Here is a 19,468-nt window from a genome sequence, read left to right as displayed (position 1 = left end):
CCCGCCCACGCGGGCGGAGCGCCTGGAGAAGGCCGTCGAGGCCTGGCGCCACGAGTTCCCCCGAGGGCGCCTGACGCAGTGCGACCTGACCGACTCCGTCGTCCTGACCAACACCCGGCCCGGCTTCGGCGGACCTGCTGTCCCGTTGGCGCACGCTGGGCCTGCTCTTCGAGGACGGCGGCCAGGCCGTGCACGTCGTACCGTACGCCGCCAACCAGGACCTCCTGCGCTGGGTGACCCGCGACGGCAGCCCGGCGCCGGTGCCCGCACTGCTCCACGGCCCGGCGGGCCGCGCTCCGGAAGCGGGCGCGGCGACGGCCCTGCGGTGCTGGCGGGAACGCGACGAGGAGACACGCGCGCAGGACGGCATCTTCCTGGGCGAGGAGCCGTACGGGGGCACCGCTGTGCGGTCCGTCGCGGAGCTGGTCGCGCGGGGCGCCCAGCACGTCGCCCTCCCCGGGCCCGTGGTCCTCGGGCGTGGCGAGAGCGGAAGCGACCGGTCGGCGGTCCGAGGACTCACCCACGTACGGGAGCTGACGGGACACGGCGTCTCCGTCGACTGGGACCTGGACCTCGGAGATGACACCGGAACCTGGCGGCTGTTCAGCCATCTGTACCCGCCGCGTTCGGTGGCTGGGCCCGACGGAGACGCCGTCCTCGAGCAGTGGCGCACTACGTTCCACATGAACAAGTGCGGCTACCGGCGCGGCGTGGGGTTCATCGAAGTCACCGACCTGCGCCACGGAGCGCAGCGGTGCGTCCTCATGCGCAAGGTGAACAAGGGGAAGCTGGCGTCACTCCTGGACGGCGCCCCCGTCTCGGACTTCCGGCCGCGGGAGATCGAGGCGTTCCTGACGTCGGGCCTCGTGCACCGGGTCGGCTCCCTACCACACGTACGCGTCCGTGGCCGCCCGCGGCTACGCCGTGACGGCGTGCGACTTCTCGCCCCGGGCGGTCGAAGAGGCCCGCCGCCGCGCGCCGGAAGGCGCGCCGGTGCGGTACGAGGTCCGTGACGTCACCGGCCCCGCGCCCCCGGAGCCGTACCCGGTGGTCCTCGACCGGGGCGTGCTGCACACCTGCCCCACGGACCGCGAGCGCCGCACGTTCGCCGCGGCGATGGCCCGGGCGTGCGGGCCCGGCGGACTGTGGGTCCACGCCGGGGCCGCCGCGCTCGGCGAGGAGGACGCCCTGGACCAGTCCGGCGGCCCGTCCTGGACCATCGAGGAGACCTTCCGCGCCGCGGTGGCCCCGTGGTTCACGGTGCTGGACCTCCGGGTCGCCGCGTTCGGCCGAGAGCCGGGCGTGACGGACTGGCCCGCGCGGTACGCGGTGCTGCGGAGGGGGCCTGATGCCTGAGGCCGGGCGCCTGATGCCGCCGCCGAGGCCCTAGCCGCGGTCGACGTGCACGTTCGTCGACTTCACCCGGGCGGTGGCCGTCATGCCCACCTCCAGGCCCAGCTCCTCCACGGCCTCCCGCGTCAGCAGCGACACCAGCCGGTGCGGCCCGGCCTGGATCTCCACCTGGGCCGCCACGTCGCCCAGCTTGATCGCGGTGACGATGCCGGGGAAGGCGTTGCGGACCGAGGTGTGGGAAGCCTCCTCTTCGCCGCTCCCGCCCTGGGCGAGCTCCACGGAGAAGGCGGCCAGGTCCTTCCCGTCGATGAGCCGCTTGCCGCCCTCGTCGCGGTGGGTCGCCACCCGGCCCGCGTCCGCCCACCGGCGCGCGGTGTCCGGGCTGACGCCGAGCATCCGCGCCGCCTGACCGATCGTGTATGCCTGCATGGTCGTCAAGGTTAGGCGCCCGTGCCGCGGCCCGGCCGGGGGCCGCGGCGGTCAGGCCCGCGCGGCCTCGACGGCCGTGACCGTGCCCAGCGTGAGCAGGGCGCCGCCCGCGGTGCCCTCAAGGGCCCGGGCCACGCGGGGCCTGCGGAGCCACTCCACGAGGCGGTCCGCGGCGAGGACGACCAGGAGCAGCCACCCCGCGGCGATCACTGCGTCGATGAGGCCGTACAGCAGCGTGAGGGCGAGCACCGAGTGGCCTTCGGGCAGGAACTGGGGGACGACGGCGACGAAGAAGACGCCCACCTTCGGGTTGAGCAGACAGCTCAACAGGCCCTGCCGGAAGGCCTGCCGCGACGCGATCGGCGCGACCCCGGCTGCCGGTGACGCACTCTGCTCCGGACTCCCCGCGCGCAGGGCCCACAGCGCCTGGGCGCCGAGGAGCAGCAGGTACGCGGCGCCCGCGAGCCGTACGACCATGAAGGCGGCGTCCCAGCGGGCGAGTGCCGCCGCGAGCCCGCACGCCGCCGCGACGGCCCAGGCCAGGGAGCCGATCGCGGCGCCGGTCGCGGTCGCCGCTCCCGCGCGCCGCCCGCCGCGCAGGGTGTTGCGCAGCACGAGCAGCAGGTCGGGCCCCGGGACGACCGTCACGACGAGGGCGAACAGCGCGAAGCCGAGGATCGCCGTGCTCACGCGAGGTCCAGCGCGGTGGTGTTCCCGGGCGTGACGCACGACGGGGCCTGCGCCCCGCGCTCACCCCTGCCCGGCGCCACGGGGCCGCGCTCTTCGGCCGCGTCCTCGTCAACTGCCTGCATCACGTACTCCTCCTACTCGCATCTGCAAGGTATGAACACACTGAGGTCCGGCCGACATCCGGAAAGACCGGACAGACCGGGAAAATCGGGAAGACCGGGCTGAAGGGCGTCAGGCGACTCGGACGACTCAGACGACTCAGACGGCGGCGGGCGTCGCCGCGGCCAGCCGGGAGATCTCGGCGGCGACGGCCTCCGGCTCCGCGGCGACGGTGACGTGGGCGACGCCGTCCAGGTCGGCGTGGGCACCCACGCGGACCGCGTGCCGGGCGTGGCGCAGCAGGTCGAGGTCGTTGATGTCGTTGCCGAACGCGTTGTACTCGTCGATGCCCAGCGAGGCGAGGGCCTCCCACTTCGTGGTCCGGCCCGGGGCAAGGTCGATGATCGCCTCGTCGAGGTGGTGGTTGACGCTCATGCCGAGCGCACGGCACGCCTCGGCCAGGGCCGTCATATCGCTCGCGGTGACGACGAGGAACTTCACGACTTCGGGAAGCTCCGCGAGCTCCACGCCCCGGGCGAGACCGCCCTGGTCGACGCGGCCGCGGATCGGGTGGTCGGCCGGACCGGTGTAGGCGTAGTCCCAGGGCCCGTCGGCGAGATAGCCACCCTGGTGACGCTCGACCTCCACCAGCAGCCGCTCAAGCTCCGCACGCCGGAAGGCGGCCCGCGCGGTCACCTGCCCCCCGACCGACACGAGGCTGCCGTTCCCCCCGATCAGCAGGGCGGAGGGAAAGGCCCCACCGAGCACGGGCAGCAGATCGCGCACCGGCCGCGCGGAGGCGAAGACGAGCTGCTGACCCGCGCGTTCACACGCCTCAAGGGCGGCCAGAACGCGGTCATCGATGCCCCGCCCGTCAAAGCACAGGGTCCCGTCGATGTCGAAAACCGTCGTCCGAGCACAGGGAATGATCATGCCCGCATGCTAACCACCCAACTCTCGCGGCCACCCCACCACCTGGGCTCGCCGCTCCAGCCGGTGCCGCCGCTTGACGGTGAAGTACGGGCTCACATACATCAGCCTGATCGCGAAGGGGGCGTCCAATCCCGCCAGCCTCCGACTCGCCCTGCACCAGGGCCTGCGCAATGCCTGTGACCCAACGCTACGTCTGGTCATGCCCGTAAGGTGCATATGCCACAGAGGGTGATACGCGTGGCCCGGCGGGCTGCGGGTCTGGGCCTTGCCGCCCTGGCTGAGTCCCGCCCTACCTGGGGATTGTCCGGTCTGATGCCATGGATGAAGTGCGGGTTGGGACACCATCGTTGGGGGCGATGTGGGGACATCCACGCGATGGAAGGGACCGAACGGCGGCCAGTGGAGTTCCGCTGCGAGGCGGCTGGCGCGCTGGCGGGAGGACTCGCGCCACGCGGACCAGCGGCTGGAGGAGATCGCCGCAGACCATCTGCGTGCCCTGCACGAGACGCTCCGTGCGGATCGGTCGGCTTTCGGGTTGTACGACACCGCCTGTGCGGCCGGTGAGCGGCTCGCCGGGACGCTGGGCTCCCTGGCCGCCGAGGGAGTGGAGTCGGCGGACGCGCTCGTCGCACGTCTCGTCTCGGAGGTAGGGGGAGACGGGGGCACACTCGCAGATGCCGCGGTGCGCAGAGGGCTGGCCGCTGCGGTAAGCGATGTCCGGGCCAGCCATCCCGAGTTCGATGACGCCATGGGCGTGGGCCACGCGGGCGGCGGCTTCGCCTGGGACATCCTGTGCGATCTCTATCAGGTGTTCTTCGCCGACATGGTGGGGGAGTTCCTCCGGTCTGTCGTCGCCGAACACGTCAAGCTGGCCGTCCCGGTGCTGATCGCGACCGACCCGGAAGGCAGGATCGCCGACTGGGTCGCGGCGAAGGTGGTGCGTCTGGTGCCGAATCCCTGCGAGGAGTCAGCGGAAGCATCGGATCTCGCACCGGCCGGGGACGCCGCGCAGTCGATGGCGGACGCTGCTCAGGATCCGTCGGCCGCGCTGCCCAAGCTCGCTGAAGCGCTCGTACCGCGGGCGGTCGGAAAGGCGCTTGGCCTGATCACTGAGGAGATGGACCGAGAGGAGGGAGCCGCGGCATGACCGGTTCCGACCATCTTCTGTGGTGGCGTGGCCGCCGAGGAGACCGGCCTCGTCATGAGCGTTGGACGGAGATCGGCGAGGAAGCCTTCCAGGAGGATGAGCGCCGCATCACCGGCCGACACCATCTGCCTGGGCGTGTCCCCGACTGGGCCGACGACTTGTTCCGCGTCGCCAGGGCCGCGTTCATCGCGGACAAGTACGTACGTCGGGCCGGCGTACGGGACCGGTGGACCCGCCGCATCGGTCTCGCCGTGCCCGTCACGGAGCACGAGCGGTGGCAGAGCGCAGCCGCCCGTACCCACGTCGCCACACTCCTCCAGATCCTCACCGGGGACATCTGGAATGTGGACTTCCGACCTCTCGCCGGTCACTACATCGAGGAGGCGATGGTTTCCCGCGAGGACCCGCGTGCCTCCGAAGTAGCGCTTTTCTCCGGTGGGCTGGACTCCCTCAGCTGGGCCGCCACTCGCTCTCGGGCCGATGACCCCCGACCGCTGCTGCTCGTGATGTTCCGCGAGATCGGCATGCTGCGTCTCCAGCAGCGGGTGTACAAGGCCGTCGAGCGACTAGGCGGCCATCGGCCGGTGATGCTGCTGCCGATGAGTCAGACCCCGGCGGGCGACGGTTCCGGGCTGCGACTGGAAACCTCTTCCCGAACCCGCGGTCTGCTGTACGCGGCGGGCGCGATCCGCGCCGCTGCCGCACACGGAGTGGGCATCGTCCACATCCCCGAGAACGGCCAGCTCGCCCTCAATCCACCGCTGACGCCCGCGCGTTCGGCAGCCTGCTCCACCCGTTCCGTGCACCCGCGGACGCTGGGCAGTCTGAACGCTTTGGTCACTGCCGTGGCTGATGCCGGAAGCCCGGTACAGGTGGTCAACCCCTTGGCGCAGCTCACGAAAGGCGAGGTGTGCAAGGCCGGACGTGATGCGGGCCTTGCCCCGTCCGACCTGGAGTCGACCCTGAGCTGCGGCAAGCCGCCCGCCCGCCGCAGCGGCGGCCCTCCCATCGCCAACTGCGGCGTTTGCTTCCCGTGTCTCGTGCGCCGCTCCGGACTACTCCACGCCAACGGCACCGACGCCACGCGGTACGAGGCATTGCCGTGGGCGGACGACCTACCCCTGGACCGGAGCACAGACTGGCGCGCACTGCAGCGGTGGCTGTTCGGCCGATACACCCTTACGGACGTCCTCACCGATACCCCGCTGCCGCCGGACATGGACCCGGCGGTGGCGTTCGACTTGATCAGGCGCGGGCGGGAGGAACTGGCCCGGCTGCTTCGGGTCGCGGATGCGGCTGAGGCCGCGGATGCGGCGTAGGCAGCGCAAGCAGGACTCAGTTGGCTGTGGGCACGCGCTGCCTGTCGGACGAAGGCATTTGGGTCCATTTGGCACCGGGCGGCTTCGGCCACCCGGTGCCGTGTGCGGCGGCGTCGAGGACGTCACCGAGCCGTAGCCAAGCGGTGGGACCGGCGTATGAGGCCGGACTGCTGGCGAAGCGGGCCCACGCTTCGTCGCTGTCGCCGAGCGCGGACAGCACGACCGCGGCGACGGCTTTGCGGACATTGCTGTACCGGTCGCCTCCGACCGTCAGGGCCGTCCATGCGGGAAGGGCGCGTATGAGTTCCGGTGTGCAGTCCTGCAACGCCAGCACTTGCCGGGCCCATGTCTCCCGGAGAGGCGGGCCTCCGCCAAGGTGCTTGCGCAGGTTCGTGGTGATCTGGAGGAGCGCTGTCTCCGGCGTGGAATGGCGTGCCAAGACATCCGAGAAGGAGAGCTCCGGCCGGTACGCGTACGAGGCGAAGGAGAGCAGGGCCTTCTCGACGAGGGTGTCATTGCCTGTGTGGCGGTCCAGGTAATCGAGCAGCACTTCTGCGGAAGCGCGGCTCAAGTCAGCAACGGTGACCTGCTCGGGATCTCCGAGCGCCCACTTGCGTGCTGCCGTGGCGGGATCGCCCAGGATCCGTTCGATGGCGGCGTGTATCTCGGTGAGCTGTTCACCGTCACGTTGCTCGGCGAAGTCGTGGAGTTCCCACCGGCCGCGGGGGCGCGGACGGATGTGGCGAACCACGGCCCGGGCTTGGCCTTTGACCTCCTCAGATACGTGCGGAAGGTGCAACAGCATGGCGTGCACCCAGCGCAGGTCCCGGGGGGTGGGGCGGCTCGGCTGCGAGTCGGGCTCCCAGAGCCGTAGGGCCTTGACCGCGGTGGCCGCGAAGCGTTGGCCGAGCGAGGCGAGCAACTCGTCCGACGCGAGCCAGGTATGCGGTTCGCCGTAACGAGGCTTCGCTTCCGCAGGGGCCAGGATGTACCGCCAGGTACTGTCCGCTGCCGCTTCAACCCAGGAGACAGCGGCACGGAGACCGTAGTCCAGCTCGTCGGTGGAGTCGTCGAAGATGCTGTCGACGTGTCGACGGTTCTTGGATCCCAGCGCGTCGAGTTCGTCGGCGAAACGGGAGCGCACCTCCTGCTCGGCCACGCCGTCCCTCACCAGCCGACTCATCCGCGTGATCAACTCGCTGGTGGTGAACCTCGCCAGGTCGTCGTCGGCGACCTCCTCCAGCAAGGAGGGCTCGACGTCCCACGGAACGGTGCCGAGCAAGTGCCTACGAATGACACGGCTGGCCATGCCGTCTTCGGCCCACGTGACCAGTTGCCGGTGGCGCCGAGTGTGACGCGTCACCACGTGCTCCCACATGGACTCCCAAGCGTCCCTGGCAGCCATGTACTTGTCGAACCACCCCGTGACGCCGTCCGCTTCGGACCGGTCGATCTGGCTGGGACGCGGACGCTCCGGGAGGAGGTCCAGTGCGGCGAAGAACACGGCATCGTGCAGCTCGGCCTCGCGAAGGATCAGCTGCGCGGCACTGGGCTCCTTCAGGAGCTCCGGCGTCATGGGCTGCCCGTGAGGCCCGCGCCCCTGGAGCTCGGCCACGATCATGCGAGCTAGTACCTCGCTACATCGTTCGCGGCCGAGGATACCGAGCTGCGGTACGGAGCAGCGCCTCAGCGCGTCCTCGCGGAGCATGTCCGTACAGGAGGGGTGATCGAGCGCCGCAGCGGCCAGACGCATGGAAGGGCCCAGGTATGACGGGGTCTCCTTCTGCAAGTCACCGTCCACAGCGGCCTGGAGCATCCACTCCGGAGCTGAGTCGCTGAGAGCACCAAGCAGCAGCGCCAGCAGAAGGTCGTCGCGATCGCTGCCTGCGGGCAACTCCCGCGCCCTTTCTGCTGCCATGCGGATGGGAGGAGAGCCCGGGGCGGCCTCCGCAGCGATGACGTGCAGGAACGCGATGGGGAGCCCGGAACGCGCCTCGTCACTGGTCATGGAACCCCCAGGTCGGTGTAGTTGGACTCCCCATGCTGGACCATGCCACTGACACTCGTGGCCCCAGCGCTGATCTATGACGGCGATCGCCTGTTGCACCCCGAGAGCAGACAGCGCTACCGGGAACTGCGCGAAGCGCCGGTTCCGCAGACCTACCCCGTTGCCTCTCGCGGACGACAGAGCATCGCCCTGGTGGGCCTGAGGGACATCTCGGCGAGCGTCCAGCGTGACTACATCGCCACGCTCGAAGCCGAATGCGCACCAAGTCGGTGCGCTGGACCAAGGGGCTCGAGGACCACAGGTACCCGGCTGTTGAGGTCGAATTGGCGTGGGGCGGGCCGGAGCCGGAGCGGGAGAAGCGGACGTTCCCGCTCGCCCTGACGACGACGTACGGCAACGCGCCGCGGGCCAACATCCCTGCCCCGGAAGTCTCGTGGAGATCACTGCACCATGCCCGGCCTGGTGCAGGCTTCGCGCCGACGACCACGGTGCTGATGTGCTTGCGGATCGCTATCACTTCGGCGAGGAGCACCTCGTCGAGCTGAGCCGTCACAACCCGGAGAAGCAGTTCGACGACCGCGTCCTACCTGGCGAGCTCCAGGTGATCCTTGAGCAGGCGCCCTACATCCGCACGTCACAGGTGACCATCATCAACGAAGATCGCGGTGGAACGTACGGGCGGATGTCCCTTCCTGAAGCCAGGCGGCTCAGGAGGGCCCTCGGCAAATTGATCGCGATGGGGGAGGAGTGTGCGACTCCTGACGCATTGCCCACTCTGGACGCGGTCCTCGCGGACATGAGGGCGAAGGTCGCAGAGGACTCGAACCTCGACTCGCAATCGAGCGGCTACGCCTTGGGTGATGCTGGCGCGGAAGGGTGGGCATGGCTCTGTGTGTCTGCCGATCTCGCCCCTGACCTTCGGGAGGAGACCGTAAGGAACCTGCTGGTGGACGTCTTCGAAAAGCGTTGCAAGGCGCTGTAGGAAGGGGGCTCTCTCCCTACGTGATGGGCGACAAGAAGGCTAAGGCCAAAGCCGCGTTGCACGCTGCGGCCTGATGGTGGGAATGATTCCGCAGAAGGACCCAAGAGCGAGCCAGGGGCGGTGCATCTGCTGATGCACTGCCTCGTGGGCTACCTGAACCCACGACCTCTTCGCCCCGAATGAGGTTCGGGCGTGATTGGCACCTGGACATTTGACATTTATGCAGGTCAGGGGCGTTCTCTCAAGCAGCCTTGCGCGGTGCCGGGCGGGCCCGGGGAGCGGGTCGGCTCCCGAACGGCTCCCGAGACGCCGTCCGTCGATTCGGCCCCACAACCTGGAGCAGGAGACTGCGGAGAACAACGCTGCCGCCGGTGGATTAAGAAGTCAGCCACAACGGCCGATTCCCTTGCCTACGTTCAAGATCACTAGCTAGAGATCATGATGTCATCTCTCCGGCCCGCCCCGGCCTTTAAGCCACATTGCGAAACAACCCGTGACGAACGTCCCAGCCGCACCCAGGGCAACCGGCCCCGCACCGGCCACGGCGACCAGCACGACGGTAGTGGTCAGCAGCGCCAGGAGGACGAGCGCGTCCAGGGTGGGCCGAGTGGGTCCGCCGCCTCGGGAACCTGAGTGAGGAGCCATAGAAGTCCGTTCGTCGGGGTCCGGTGCCGACCGGACCATGTGGTGAGGGCTCCGAGTAGGCACCCCCATGTCCCCGCATGGCGATCCGATTTCGTCGTCCGCGCCGGACGATGCAGGTGAGCGGACTAAGGTCGGTGGTCCGGACCGGACCGCTCAGGACCACACGGAGCCCTGAACGGGGGCGGGGAGAGGAACGCAAGTGACGCCTGAGCCAGAACCGCGGGAATGGTTCGCTGAGCGGCTGAACGAGCTATTAGGACTGGCCAGGCCGCAACGGCTGGAAGACGTTGCTCATGATGCGGCGCGCCGTATCACTCGGCAGGCAAGAGTGGCTGGCCAGGTTCCCAAGCGGTTACCGGACAAGCGGCGGATCAGCGCGTGGAGGACTGGAAAGAACGTCCCGACGGAATCGGCCTTGTTCACCGCTGTGGTCTCGGTTCTGATCGACACTGCGCGACGGCGGAATGTGAACCCACATACAACAACCGAGGGGTTGTTGGACACGGATACCTGGGAGCGGTGGCGCATGGCCGCCATACAAGCCCCGGGCCTCCCTCAACCGCCGACGCAGCGCATCCCCGTCTCTCCCCGCCGTACGTTGATGGCAGAGGCGGATCTCTTACTGCAACTGGGGGTTCACCGAGGCGTTGAGACGGAACCCGAGTGTCTGCTGGCGCCTCTTGGATCGGCGCTACCGCTCTACGTGCCGCGTGACTACGACCGTACGAAACTGTGGGACGCGTTGGATCCGGAACATCCGGTGAACCGCCTCGTCGTCCTGGTCGGAAAGTCCACGACTGGAAAGACGCGTTCCGCAGCAGAGATGGCCCGTCGGCGATTGGGGGACTGGGAGCTCTTCGCCCCTGCTGACGCGGGCGCACTCCTACGGTGGATCGAGGGGGACCCTAGCCCGCGAACAGTCCTGTGGATCGATGAGCTGCGGAACTTCCTTGAGGGCGGTAACGGACCGGCCGTGGCCGTAGCTCTGCGCCGACTTCTAGCGAGCGAGCATCGGGTCGTAGCCATCGGGACGCTCTGGCCGGAAGACTGGCAGACCCACGCCGGTAACGATGTCGAGCCTCACCAGGGCACACCAGCTGTGCGTGAACTGCTGGTCAGGGCGGTTCGCGTGGACGTACCGCCTCAGTTCTCGGCCATGGAGTGGGACCGTGCCAGGGAACAACGGACGCTTGCCTTGGCCGTGGAATCGTGTTCCAGCACAAGGAAGTTGCCGCAATTCCTGGCAGCAACGCCGCATCTCCTGCGGCGCTATGCCGATGCCGATCCCTACTGCAAGGCACTGCTTACTGCGGCGATGGATGCCCGCAGGCTCGGGTATCGCGCTCTGTTCACGTCCGGGTTCCTGGAGCATGCCGCTGGCGGGTACCTCGACGAGCAATCCAGGGCGAATCCGCCCCGTGACTGGTACGCTGGCGCGCTCCGCTACGCCACGACCGAGGTCAAGGGCGCCGTCGCTCCACTGACCCCACTCCGCACCTCCCCAGGCGTCGGACCTGCCGACGGCTTTCAGCTCGCCGACAGCCTGGAGGAACACGCCCGGTCCGCCCGCTCCCAGGTGATCGTGCCCGTCGAAGTATGGGACGCACTGCTCGCCGCAGCCGAAGATGCAGACGACCTGGAGCGCCTCGGTGTGGCCGCACAAAGTCGCGGCTACTACCGGTACATGCATCTCTTCTGCCGCCCTGCCGCAGCTCAGGGACGCGGCATCGCGTCGTATCTCATCATGCGCAATCTCGAGGATCAGGGCCGCGCCGAGGAGGCCCTCGCCTTTCGTAGCGCGGCAGCCGAGGCGGGCGATACCGAGGAGATGGAGCACCTCTCCAGGCACTGGGAGCGGGAGCGCCAGATGGACAAGGCGAAGGAGGTGTGGAGACGGGCCGCAGCAGATGGTGACGCTGCCGCCCAGAACGGCCTGGCCAGTGTGCTGGCCCGTGATGGGGATGTCGCAGCGGCTGAAAGATGGTGGCAGAGGGCAGCAGAGGCGGGCCACCCGCAAGCGATGCGGCATTTAGCGGAGTCATTGGAGACCCGTGGTCTGGGCCGCGACGCCGAGCACTGGTGGCGTAGTGCCGTCGGCGCGGGCGAGTGGTGGGCCGCACATCGGCTTTCTCGCCTGCTAACAGATTCCGGGCGCGCTGATGAAGCAGTTGAGATATGGCGTCCCCGCGCGACCTTGAACGACACGGGAGCCATGGTCGAGCTGGCCCGCGCTCTGGAGGCTGCAGCAGATCCATGTGCAGCTGCGGCGTGGTGGCAGCGAGCGATTGATGCGGGATCGACCAGGGCCGTCTTCGGCCTCCAGAACCTGCTGTTCCGCCACGGCAATACCGAAGACGCATACCGAATCGTCGCACGCGCCATTGCGGCGGGCGACACCGAGGTCATCGAAGAGCTGTGCAAGCGAAACGGAGGAGACATCACCCTGATCAGAGACGTGGAGAGCGGGTTACGGCGAGCCTGCTCCACAGGTAGCCGGGCGGCACGGGAGGTACTCTCCGAGTTCCTGTGCGCCGACGGCCGCACCGACGAAGCTGTGACTCTGTGGCTCCCGGCCGCCGAAGCAGGGGACTTGGCTGCCACGCGCCACCTGATCCGGCTGATGTGGCTGTCCAAGAACCATCGCGAAGTGTAGCGTTGGGAGCACCGCATGGTCGAAGCAGGCGATGGAGCTGCGATGGCGTCGAGGGCGCAGGCCTTCCAGGAAGCCGGTCGCCTGCCAGAAGCCGAGAACTTGCAGCGGCGAGCACTGGAGACGGGCTATTCGGCCAATCCTCCGGTGAACCTGGAGTATCTGCTCAGGATGATGGGGCGGCCCGCCGAGGCCGACCGACTACACGCCTACGGCATCGAACCCGGTGGCCAGACAGCAGCCCCGTGGTGACCTGTGGCGCTGGTGATCGGCCGTCGCACAAGCCGCGATGGCAGCCTGGAGAACGGCGACATCCTGGTCGCGAAGGTAGTTCGGACATGCGAGTCCAGCCTGCTGACCCCTCAGACACCAAAGCCCCTTGGCTCCGCTCCCAGTGACCGGGTTCAAGAGGCCCATATGTAGGCCGTGCGGGACTCGAACCCACAGCCAATGGATTAAGAGTCCTGGAGGGGACCGTCCGGGTGGGTCCGGACGGTCCTTCACGGTCCGAGGGACGCCTGGTCAGGGAGGGTACTGGCTGGTGCGTGATCCATAAGGAACGGGCCTGTGGGGCGCCGTCCGCTCACGCAGATGGCTGCTTCCAGCGGGCCCTGTGCTGCTGCACATACGTGAGTCTGATGCGGTGATCCGGGTGGATCCTTAGAGGTCCGAGACTGTGTCCGGTGAGGGCGTCGACGACGTGAAGGTCGTCTGTGAGGTACCGAGCGCCTCTGTCGAACTGGATGTGGCAGTTCGGACACAGGCAGAGAACGTTCTCGATCCGGTCGGGTCCGTCGTGGGGAGCGCCGAGGGCTTGGATGTGGGCGGCCTCGCTGTACGAGTACGGCGGCGCAGGCAGTTCGATTCGGGTGCCGCAGATCTGGCAGGTGTTGTCGTACCACTCCTTGACCTGGCGGGTGACCCGGGTGTCCCGGTCCTGGCTCTGCACGACGGCGGTTCTGCGTTGGACCGGCATGTCCGGGACATCGGCCGCCGGCTCTCCGACCGGTTCGGTGTCCGCCTCCTGGTCGGACCGCACGGACGGATCGGAGCACACATCTGTGTCTTCGGCGGCCTGCAGCGCTGCGTCCACCTTGGCAAACGGCTCCATCAGTCGGCTGGTGTCCGCCGCGTCGAGCTCCCAGCTGTCAAGGATGGAGCGTCGGACCAGGGTCCAAGCCGCCTCGATCATGCCGTGGTGGATGACCGTCGACGCTTCCGCGGCGGCGAGTGCTGCCGCGATACGAAGCGTATGTTCACCCACACGAAGCGAGAAGGCATCCTGCTGGGGGCCGGGCACCCCTTCCAGATCCCACTCCAGGGACCTGACCGCGTGCCACTTCTCTGCCGCGGCGCCGCTCAACTCCACCCGGCGTGGGCTGCCGACGGCCCAGGCGTATGCATCGGTCAGCGCTGCGGGCGGATCTTCCGGCCCGCCCAACGGGAACGGATCAGTCCTTCGGACCTTGAAGGGAAGGAAGCGCGAGTAGAAGGCGTCGCCGCCGGGCATCTGCGGCCGCTGGTTCCAGGCGGTCTTCGAGACACCCCACAGGACACCCACCATGGGCGGTACACGATCGAGTTCCTCCTGGCCAGGGCGCCGCTTTTGCTTCAGCGGCCTCCCTCCCAGGAAGTTGCTGCCGTCCCACGCCACCCGGAGCGCGCAGTCGAGATCGTCCTGAAGTCGGCACTTACCGCCTGTCGTCCAGTGGAACGGTGATCCGTTCAGCCACGTGCTCGGCAGCATGGAAGCCGCGGTGGCATTCCAGCGTGCGGCGTCCACGGCCTGGAAGAGCTCCGTCACGCGAGCGACGCCGTATCCTCCTTCGATGAATGCGTATCTGTCGTTGATCCGCAGAGCTTCCACCACGGTTCGCTCAAGTGGGGCAGCGGGAGACGTGCTGTCGCCGACAAACGCCGTCCAGACGAGTGGCGGCCGTAGCCCGGGCAGATACGACTGGATTTCCAAGCTGGGCGCGATGGCTGTCGACCACAGTGCGATGGTCGCGGCGTAGACCTCTTCCGCTCCCAGGGCGTCCGACGGGCTCAGCTCACGGGCGAGCTTCCCGATAGGGCCGTACAGGGTGACTCCATCGGTCATCGCACTCTTCTCCTCATGTGGCTGGCTTCGTACCCGGCTTCGGTAATAGTGCCGTGCTTCAGGGCCTTGAGACCGGCCGACCCAGGCACCCCTACGCGACCAGCAGACGTTGGACCGCGATGTCGAGGCCGGGGTGGACTTCCCCCTACGCGGCGCCATCCGTCGAGGGACACGTGCGGCCCATCGGTGAGATAGCGGTGAAGAGCGCTGCCGGTGGTGTTGACGAAGTCTTCGGGGATGGCGTCGACATCGACCCAGCTGACTCGGGCGTGCTTGCGGGGTTCGCGGTTCCCGGGCTCGCCGGTCCACTCGTGAGCGGCGAAGACGACCGTGAGGAAGCTGTTGGGCGCTTCGACGCCCCACGCGCCGTGGATGATGTGGGCTACTTTCAGGGACTCCGGCTTCACGGTCAGGCCGGTCTCCTCGTACAGATCGCGGCCCGCGGTCTCGGTGATGGGCCCACCGGGCTTGCTCTTGCCAACCGGCAGGTCTCCCATGCCCTTTGCGAACTTGGCGTCCTGGCTGCGCTGGAGGAGGGCGACCCTGTTGGTGGCCTTGTCATGGACGATGACGGTGGCGACCAGCAAGGTCCTGGACTCGAAGGCTGGCTTGAGGGCTTTCGGCTGGTCGTCAGCAGCCGACTGCGCCACGGTGGTCCCTTCGTCGGCCGGGGTGTTGGGCATGTTAGGCGAGTACCTCGCGTGCGCGGCGGCTGAGTTCGGCGGAGCCAGGAACTCCCCGGCGCTGGTAGACCGCAAGCGTCGAGCGCACTGCACGAGGTCTAGCAGCCAGCTCTCGCCACGGCCAGGGTCATCCCGACGCTGGAGAAGGGGCAGCGCTGGAAGGCATCCCGCAAGGACGGATTCGACGTGCTCCGGCACACCTTCGTCTCGGTCATCCTCGAAGCGGGCGAATCCGTCGCCACGCTGGCCCGCTGGCTCGGCCACTCCAGCCCGACGATCACACTTGACCACTACGCGCACTTCATGCCGGAGGCTGGTGGCAAGGGGCGTACGGCTGTCGACGCACTGCTCGGTTTGGTTCCCGAGTACGTGCCGGACAGCCTCGCCGGCGCCTGAGAAAACAGATGTACGGGCCCTGTGACGAGCCGCCGGGTGAAGGTTGAGGCGTCACCGCGTCTGCTGAAGGCGGGGGAACGGCGCTTTGTATGAGGAGACCTTTGCCGACGCCGTTCCTTGGACCGTGGCGCGTTAGCCTCCCGCCATGGTTGGTAGAGGGATGCACGGTGCTGCCGTTGAGCAGACGTGGTTCGAACCGACGGTTGAGTTTCGGGCCCAGGTGAAGCACGGGTCCGGAGACGATAGATGGTTCTGGAGATCGGCGGAGTTGTTAGTGCCGCCGCTTCGTGAACCTCTTGGGTCGCAGGGGGAACTTCGTGCGACGCTTCACGTCTACGGTCGGTTGGCTGCATCGATCTTGGAAATCAGGAAGCATGTCGTGCGCGCTCGGGTAACAGGTCATTGGCTGCCGGACGGGGGCACTGCCGTAGCGCACTACGAGTGGCGACGCTCTGGGGAGACGGGTCGACTGATACCTGCGGAGGAACCAGTCGTCCTGTGGATCGGCTGAACTCTGAGACCTACGGTGACCGCTGTTCACCGGCCTGAAGGGCACGGGTGGGGCAGGCACTGCGTCCACCCGGTGTTGGGTTCGGCTCCGACTGATGTCGGCGAAGGTAACGCCCTCCAATTCGCTACTCGTGTGTCGGAGGTTGAGGCGGCGGTTGACACACGCAGAGGGCCGGACCATCGGTCGGGTAGACGGGCCCGCTCCGTGTGGACCGCGGCCCCGCAGTGTCCGCCATCGTCGACGGAGGGGTATGCCCTGATGACGGTCGAGGAGTGCCTCACATGGGAGGCGAAAGGTCGTACGCACCCGACTCGTTCACCATCGAGCTGTCACAGCGGCTGTCGGACGGGAAGTGCGATCCTCCTGATGGAGAGGGTGAGCTGTGCTGCGCACACACGCTTGTCGTGCCCGTTAGGTCACGCTCAGCGACATTTGCTGAAGGTGCTCGGTGGAGCCGCGTCGTACCGCAGGTGCGGGACAGCGGGCGAGGAGGCTGGCGGCCCGCTCCCCAAGGCCGCGCATTCTCCCCACATTCCCCCCAGGACTCCGAAGCGGGCCCGCAGGGCAATTCGCAGGCGTGAAGTTGATCATTTGGGCTGACTTGCTGCCTACAGCCAGTCTCGCCTCTTGAAGATGAAGTACAGGCTCACGCACACCACGCCCATCAGCCCGATCGCGAAGGGGTAGCCGAAGGTCCAGCTCAGTTCGGGCATGGTGTCGAAGTTCATGCCGTAGATGGTGCCGACCAGGGTGGGGGCGAAGAGGATGGCGGCCCAGGAGGAGATCTTCTTGATCTCCTCGTTCTGTTCGAAGCCCGCTTCGGCCAGGGCTCGCATTTCTGCGTTTTGTTGTTGGGTGACCAGGGTGGCGTTCACGGTGAGGATGTCTGCCAGGGCCTGGCGGAAGCCGTCTACTCGTTCGCTGGTGTGGGTGACGTGGTCGGCGACGTCGCGGAGGTAGCGCTGGAGTTCCTCGTCGGTGCCGTACTTGGCGAAGCCTGCCATGAGGGCGTGGAGCATTCCGACCAGGGGGCGGGTGGCGCGCTGGAACTCGACCATTTCGCGGGCGAGTTCGTAGATGCGCCGGGAGACCTCGGGGGCGCCGCTGAAGACCTCGGTCTCGATCTCGTCGATGTCGTTCTGGACGCCCGCGACGACCGGCGCGTAGCCGTCGACCACCGCGTCCAGGATGGCGTACAGGACGGCCTCGGGGCCCAGGCCCAGGAGTTCGGGGTCGTCCTCCATGCGGTGGCGCACCGCGGACAGGTCGGGGGCGGCGCCGTGCCGGACGGTGATGAGGAAGTCGGGGCCGACGAAGACGTGCAGCTCGCCGAAGTCGACCTCCTCGGGGGCGTCGAGGTAGCGGGCGGCGCGCAGGACGACGAAGAGGGTGTCGCCGTACCGCTCCAGCTTCGGGCGCTGGTGGGCCTCCATGGCGTCTTCCACGGCGAGCTCGTGCAGGTCGAACTCGGCGGCCAGGGAGAGGAGTTCGGCCTCCGTGGGGCGGGCGAGGCCGATCCACGCCATGCCGTCGGGGCGGGCGCGCAGCTCGCGGTAGGTCTCGGCGAGCGTGGTGGGTGAGGACACGCGGACGCCGTCGCGGTAGAGGGCGGCCTCCACCACGCTGGGTGCCTGGGGCGCGGTGTGCTCGGGTCGGCGGCGGGGCGGGTCGGCGGCCGGTGGTGTCGCGGGCCGCTCGGGCGTGCGGCGCTCCGCCGCGCGCCGCCAGGAGTGCTTGCGGGTCGACTGCGGGCGGTGTGCTCGTCGCTCCGGGGTCACCGGTGGCCCTTCCTGTCGCCGATACGGTCCTCACGCCTGCGGCCGCGCCTGCGGCCACACCTCCGGCCGTAAGGACCTTGAGCAGGATATATGCGGCAGATGACGCGAGTGTGACCCCGGTGTGCGGTCGCCCTCGGGCCGTGCCGCACCGCCGCCCCGGCTCTCGTACGCGGCCGTTCCCGCCCTTGGCGCGCTGCCGCCCGGCCCGTGCCGCACCGCCGCCCCGGGCCCTGGTGTGCGGCCGTCCCGGGCCTGGCGCGCTGCCGCCCGGGCCGCCGCATTCGGCTGCCGTCCGTGGCCGTGGCGTGCCTCAGCCTCTGGTCGTGGCACGCCCCAGTCCCTGGCCGTGGCGTGCCCCGCCGCCCGGCCCGTGCCGCGCTGCCGCCCCCGGCCCGTGCCGCACCGCCGCCCCGGGCCTCGGCGCGCTGCCGTTCCGGCCGTGGTGCGTCCCGCCCCGGGCCCTGGCCCACCCCCACCCCGGCCCTCGTACGCCCCGCTGCTGCCCGGCCCAGCCCGTGCCGCTCCGCCGCCCCCGGCGTCTCGCGGACCAAACCTGTCCGCAACACCCGCTAGCGTGCGCGCATGACGAAGACCCCGTCGGCGACCCCGTCGGCCCCGGTGCTGAGCCGCCGTGCGCTGAACCGTGCCACCCTCGACCGGCAGCTCCTGCTGCGCCGGGTGCGGATGCCCGCCGTGGACGCGCTCGCTCACCTCGTGGGCCTCCAGGCGCAGAACGTGAAGCCGCCGTACGTCGCGCTCGCCGCCCGGCTCGACGGGTTCGTCCCCGAGGAGCTCTCGGGCCTGATGAGCGACCGCGCGGCCGTGCGGGCCGTCACCATGCGCTCCACCGTGCACACCCTCACCGCCGACGACCTGCTCCTGCTGCGCCCGCTGACGCAGGGCGCGCTGGACCGGGAGCTGCGGACGTTCCGCGCGGGCCTCGGCGGCGTCGACTTGGACCGGCTCGCCGCCGTCGCCCGCGCGTACGTCGAGGACGAGCCGCGCACGCCCGCCCAGCTCCGCGCCGAGCTGGCCCGCCACTGGCCGCGGGCCGACGCGCGGTCGCTCGGCGTCGCCGCCCGCGCCCTCCTGCCGCTGGTCCAGGTCACCCCGCGTGGCCTGTGGCGGCGTAGCGGCCGGGTCGCGCTGACCACGGCCGAGCGCTGGCTGGGCCGCCCGCTCGTGGAGGGGGCCGCGCCCGACGCCGTCGTACCGCGCTACCTCGCCGCCTTCGGGCCCGCCTCCGTACGGGACATGCAGGCCTGGATGGGGCTGACGCGGCTGCGGGACGCCTTCGAGCGGCTGCGGCCCGGACTGCGTACCTTCCGCGACGAGAACGGCGTCGAGCTCTTCGACCTGCCGGACGCGCCCCGGCCGGACCCCGACACCCCGGCGCCCCCGCGCTTCCTGCCCGAGTACGACAACCTCCTGCTGTCCCACGCCGACCGCTCCCGCCTCGACCCCGCCGGGTACAAGGCCCGCACCCGGAAGGTCAACCAGCCCTTCCGCACCTTCCTGGTGGACGGGGCGCTCGCGGGCGTGTGGCGCCTCGACGAGGGCGGGGCGGGCGGCGGCCCGGTCACCGTCGTCGTCGAGCCGTTCGGGGCGCTGACGACGGCGCGGCGCGCGGACGTCGAGGACGAGGCGGTCCGGACGGCGCGCGTGCTCGCCGAGGGCGCGTCCTCGTACGACGTGCGGTTCGGGGCCGTGGTCGACGGCTGAGCCCGCGGTCGGGGCGGGCGGC

16 protein-coding genes and 1 pseudogene are annotated in these 19,468 nt (G+C 69.2%); 9 read left to right on the top strand and 8 right to left on the bottom strand.

The window, feature by feature from the left end:
- Positions 1-188: 188 nt before the first annotated feature.
- Both ACIG3E_RS20620 and ACIG3E_RS20615 read left to right on the top strand, forming a co-directional pair.
- Entirely contained in the window at positions 189-1,013 is an 825-nt protein-coding gene (locus ACIG3E_RS20620; protein ID WP_399618238.1) for a DUF5825 family protein, read from the top strand.
- The gene (locus ACIG3E_RS20615) at positions 904-1,356 is read left to right on the top strand and encodes a class I SAM-dependent methyltransferase (RefSeq protein WP_399618235.1); all 453 of its coding nucleotides are present in this window, start codon (positions 904-906) and stop codon (positions 1,354-1,356) included. The genes ACIG3E_RS20620 and ACIG3E_RS20615 overlap by 110 nt, the downstream gene beginning before the upstream one ends.
- A gap of 30 nt (positions 1,357-1,386) precedes the next feature.
- Here ACIG3E_RS20615 and ACIG3E_RS20610 read toward each other — a convergent pair whose 3' ends face one another.
- The 4 genes from ACIG3E_RS20610 to ACIG3E_RS20595 form a co-directional block, all read right to left on the bottom strand.
- A complete protein-coding gene (locus tag ACIG3E_RS20610; RefSeq protein ID WP_399618232.1) occupies positions 1,387-1,782 on the bottom strand; it encodes a molybdopterin-binding protein in 396 nt (131 codons plus the stop codon).
- Positions 1,783-1,833: 51 nt separating this feature from the next.
- Complete coding sequence (locus tag ACIG3E_RS20605; RefSeq protein WP_399618229.1) at positions 1,834-2,472, bottom strand: LysE family translocator; 639 nt, start codon at positions 2,470-2,472, stop codon at positions 1,834-1,836.
- Positions 2,469-2,594 carry a hypothetical protein gene (locus ACIG3E_RS20600; protein WP_399618227.1) on the bottom strand — a complete coding sequence of 42 codons (126 nt, stop codon included), beginning with the start codon at positions 2,592-2,594 and terminating at the stop codon, positions 2,469-2,471. The genes ACIG3E_RS20605 and ACIG3E_RS20600 overlap by 4 nt, the downstream gene beginning before the upstream one ends.
- Before the next feature lie 136 nt (positions 2,595-2,730).
- Entirely contained in the window at positions 2,731-3,504 is a 774-nt protein-coding gene (locus ACIG3E_RS20595; RefSeq protein ID WP_399618225.1) for an HAD hydrolase family protein, read from the bottom strand.
- Positions 3,505-3,862: 358 nt separating this feature from the next.
- On the opposite strand from ACIG3E_RS20595, the gene ACIG3E_RS20590 reads away from it, so the two are divergent.
- Positions 3,863-4,651, top strand: coding sequence for a hypothetical protein (locus tag ACIG3E_RS20590; protein WP_399618222.1), 789 nt, complete (start codon positions 3,863-3,865; stop codon positions 4,649-4,651).
- Positions 4,648-5,970, top strand: a complete 1,323-nt coding sequence (locus ACIG3E_RS20585; RefSeq protein WP_399618219.1) for a 7-cyano-7-deazaguanine synthase — start codon at positions 4,648-4,650, stop codon at positions 5,968-5,970. The genes ACIG3E_RS20590 and ACIG3E_RS20585 overlap by 4 nt, the downstream gene beginning before the upstream one ends.
- 16 nt (positions 5,971-5,986) lie before the next feature.
- On the opposite strand, the gene ACIG3E_RS20580 is transcribed toward ACIG3E_RS20585, so the two are convergent.
- Positions 5,987-7,978, bottom strand: coding sequence for a hypothetical protein (locus ACIG3E_RS20580; RefSeq protein ID WP_399618216.1), 1,992 nt, complete (start codon positions 7,976-7,978; stop codon positions 5,987-5,989).
- 433 nt (positions 7,979-8,411) lie between these two features.
- On the opposite strand from ACIG3E_RS20580, the gene ACIG3E_RS20575 reads away from it, so the two are divergent.
- The 3 genes from ACIG3E_RS20575 to ACIG3E_RS20565 all read left to right on the top strand — a co-directional run bounded on the left by ACIG3E_RS20575 (position 8,412) and on the right by ACIG3E_RS20565 (position 12,507).
- Positions 8,412-8,960, top strand: a complete 549-nt coding sequence (locus ACIG3E_RS20575; protein WP_399618213.1) for a DUF6907 domain-containing protein — start codon at positions 8,412-8,414, stop codon at positions 8,958-8,960.
- 1,618 nt (positions 8,961-10,578) lie between these two features.
- Positions 10,579-12,258: a hypothetical protein gene (locus tag ACIG3E_RS20570; RefSeq protein ID WP_399618211.1), complete on the top strand. Its 1,680-nt coding sequence runs from the start codon at positions 10,579-10,581 to the stop codon at positions 12,256-12,258.
- Positions 12,259-12,273: 15 nt separating this feature from the next.
- Positions 12,274-12,507, top strand: a complete 234-nt coding sequence (locus ACIG3E_RS20565) for a hypothetical protein (RefSeq protein ID WP_399618208.1) — start codon at positions 12,274-12,276, stop codon at positions 12,505-12,507.
- A gap of 331 nt (positions 12,508-12,838) precedes the next feature.
- Here the strand turns inward: ACIG3E_RS20565 and ACIG3E_RS20560 are convergent, their stop codons facing one another.
- Both ACIG3E_RS20560 and ACIG3E_RS20555 read right to left on the bottom strand, forming a co-directional pair.
- Positions 12,839-14,356, bottom strand: coding sequence for an HNH endonuclease (locus tag ACIG3E_RS20560; protein ID WP_399618205.1), 1,518 nt, complete (start codon positions 14,354-14,356; stop codon positions 12,839-12,841).
- Between the two features lie 152 nt (positions 14,357-14,508).
- A pseudogene (locus ACIG3E_RS20555) lies at positions 14,509-15,039 on the bottom strand (NUDIX domain-containing protein); the annotation flags it as partial.
- Between the two features lie 186 nt (positions 15,040-15,225).
- On the opposite strand from ACIG3E_RS20555, the gene ACIG3E_RS20550 reads away from it, so the two are divergent.
- Complete coding sequence (locus tag ACIG3E_RS20550) at positions 15,226-15,435, top strand: integrase (protein ID WP_399618202.1); 210 nt, start codon at positions 15,226-15,228, stop codon at positions 15,433-15,435.
- A gap of 1,119 nt (positions 15,436-16,554) precedes the next feature.
- On the opposite strand, the gene ACIG3E_RS20545 is transcribed toward ACIG3E_RS20550, so the two are convergent.
- Positions 16,555-17,724 (bottom strand): magnesium and cobalt transport protein CorA, encoded by a 1,170-nt coding sequence (locus ACIG3E_RS20545; protein WP_399618199.1) that lies wholly within the window; start codon positions 17,722-17,724, stop codon positions 16,555-16,557.
- Positions 17,725-18,306: 582 nt separating this feature from the next.
- Between ACIG3E_RS20545 and ACIG3E_RS20540 the strand changes: the two genes are divergently transcribed.
- The gene (locus ACIG3E_RS20540) at positions 18,307-19,446 is read left to right on the top strand and encodes a winged helix DNA-binding domain-containing protein (RefSeq protein ID WP_399618196.1); all 1,140 of its coding nucleotides are present in this window, start codon (positions 18,307-18,309) and stop codon (positions 19,444-19,446) included.
- Positions 19,447-19,468: the final 22 nt, after the last annotated feature.

Source organism: Streptomyces sp. NPDC053474, assembly GCF_044544845.1.
Lineage (GTDB): Bacteria > Actinomycetota > Actinomycetes > Streptomycetales > Streptomycetaceae > Streptomyces.
The sequence above is the reverse complement of the archived record's forward strand: the minus strand, read 5'-3'. Positions and strand labels throughout refer to the sequence as shown.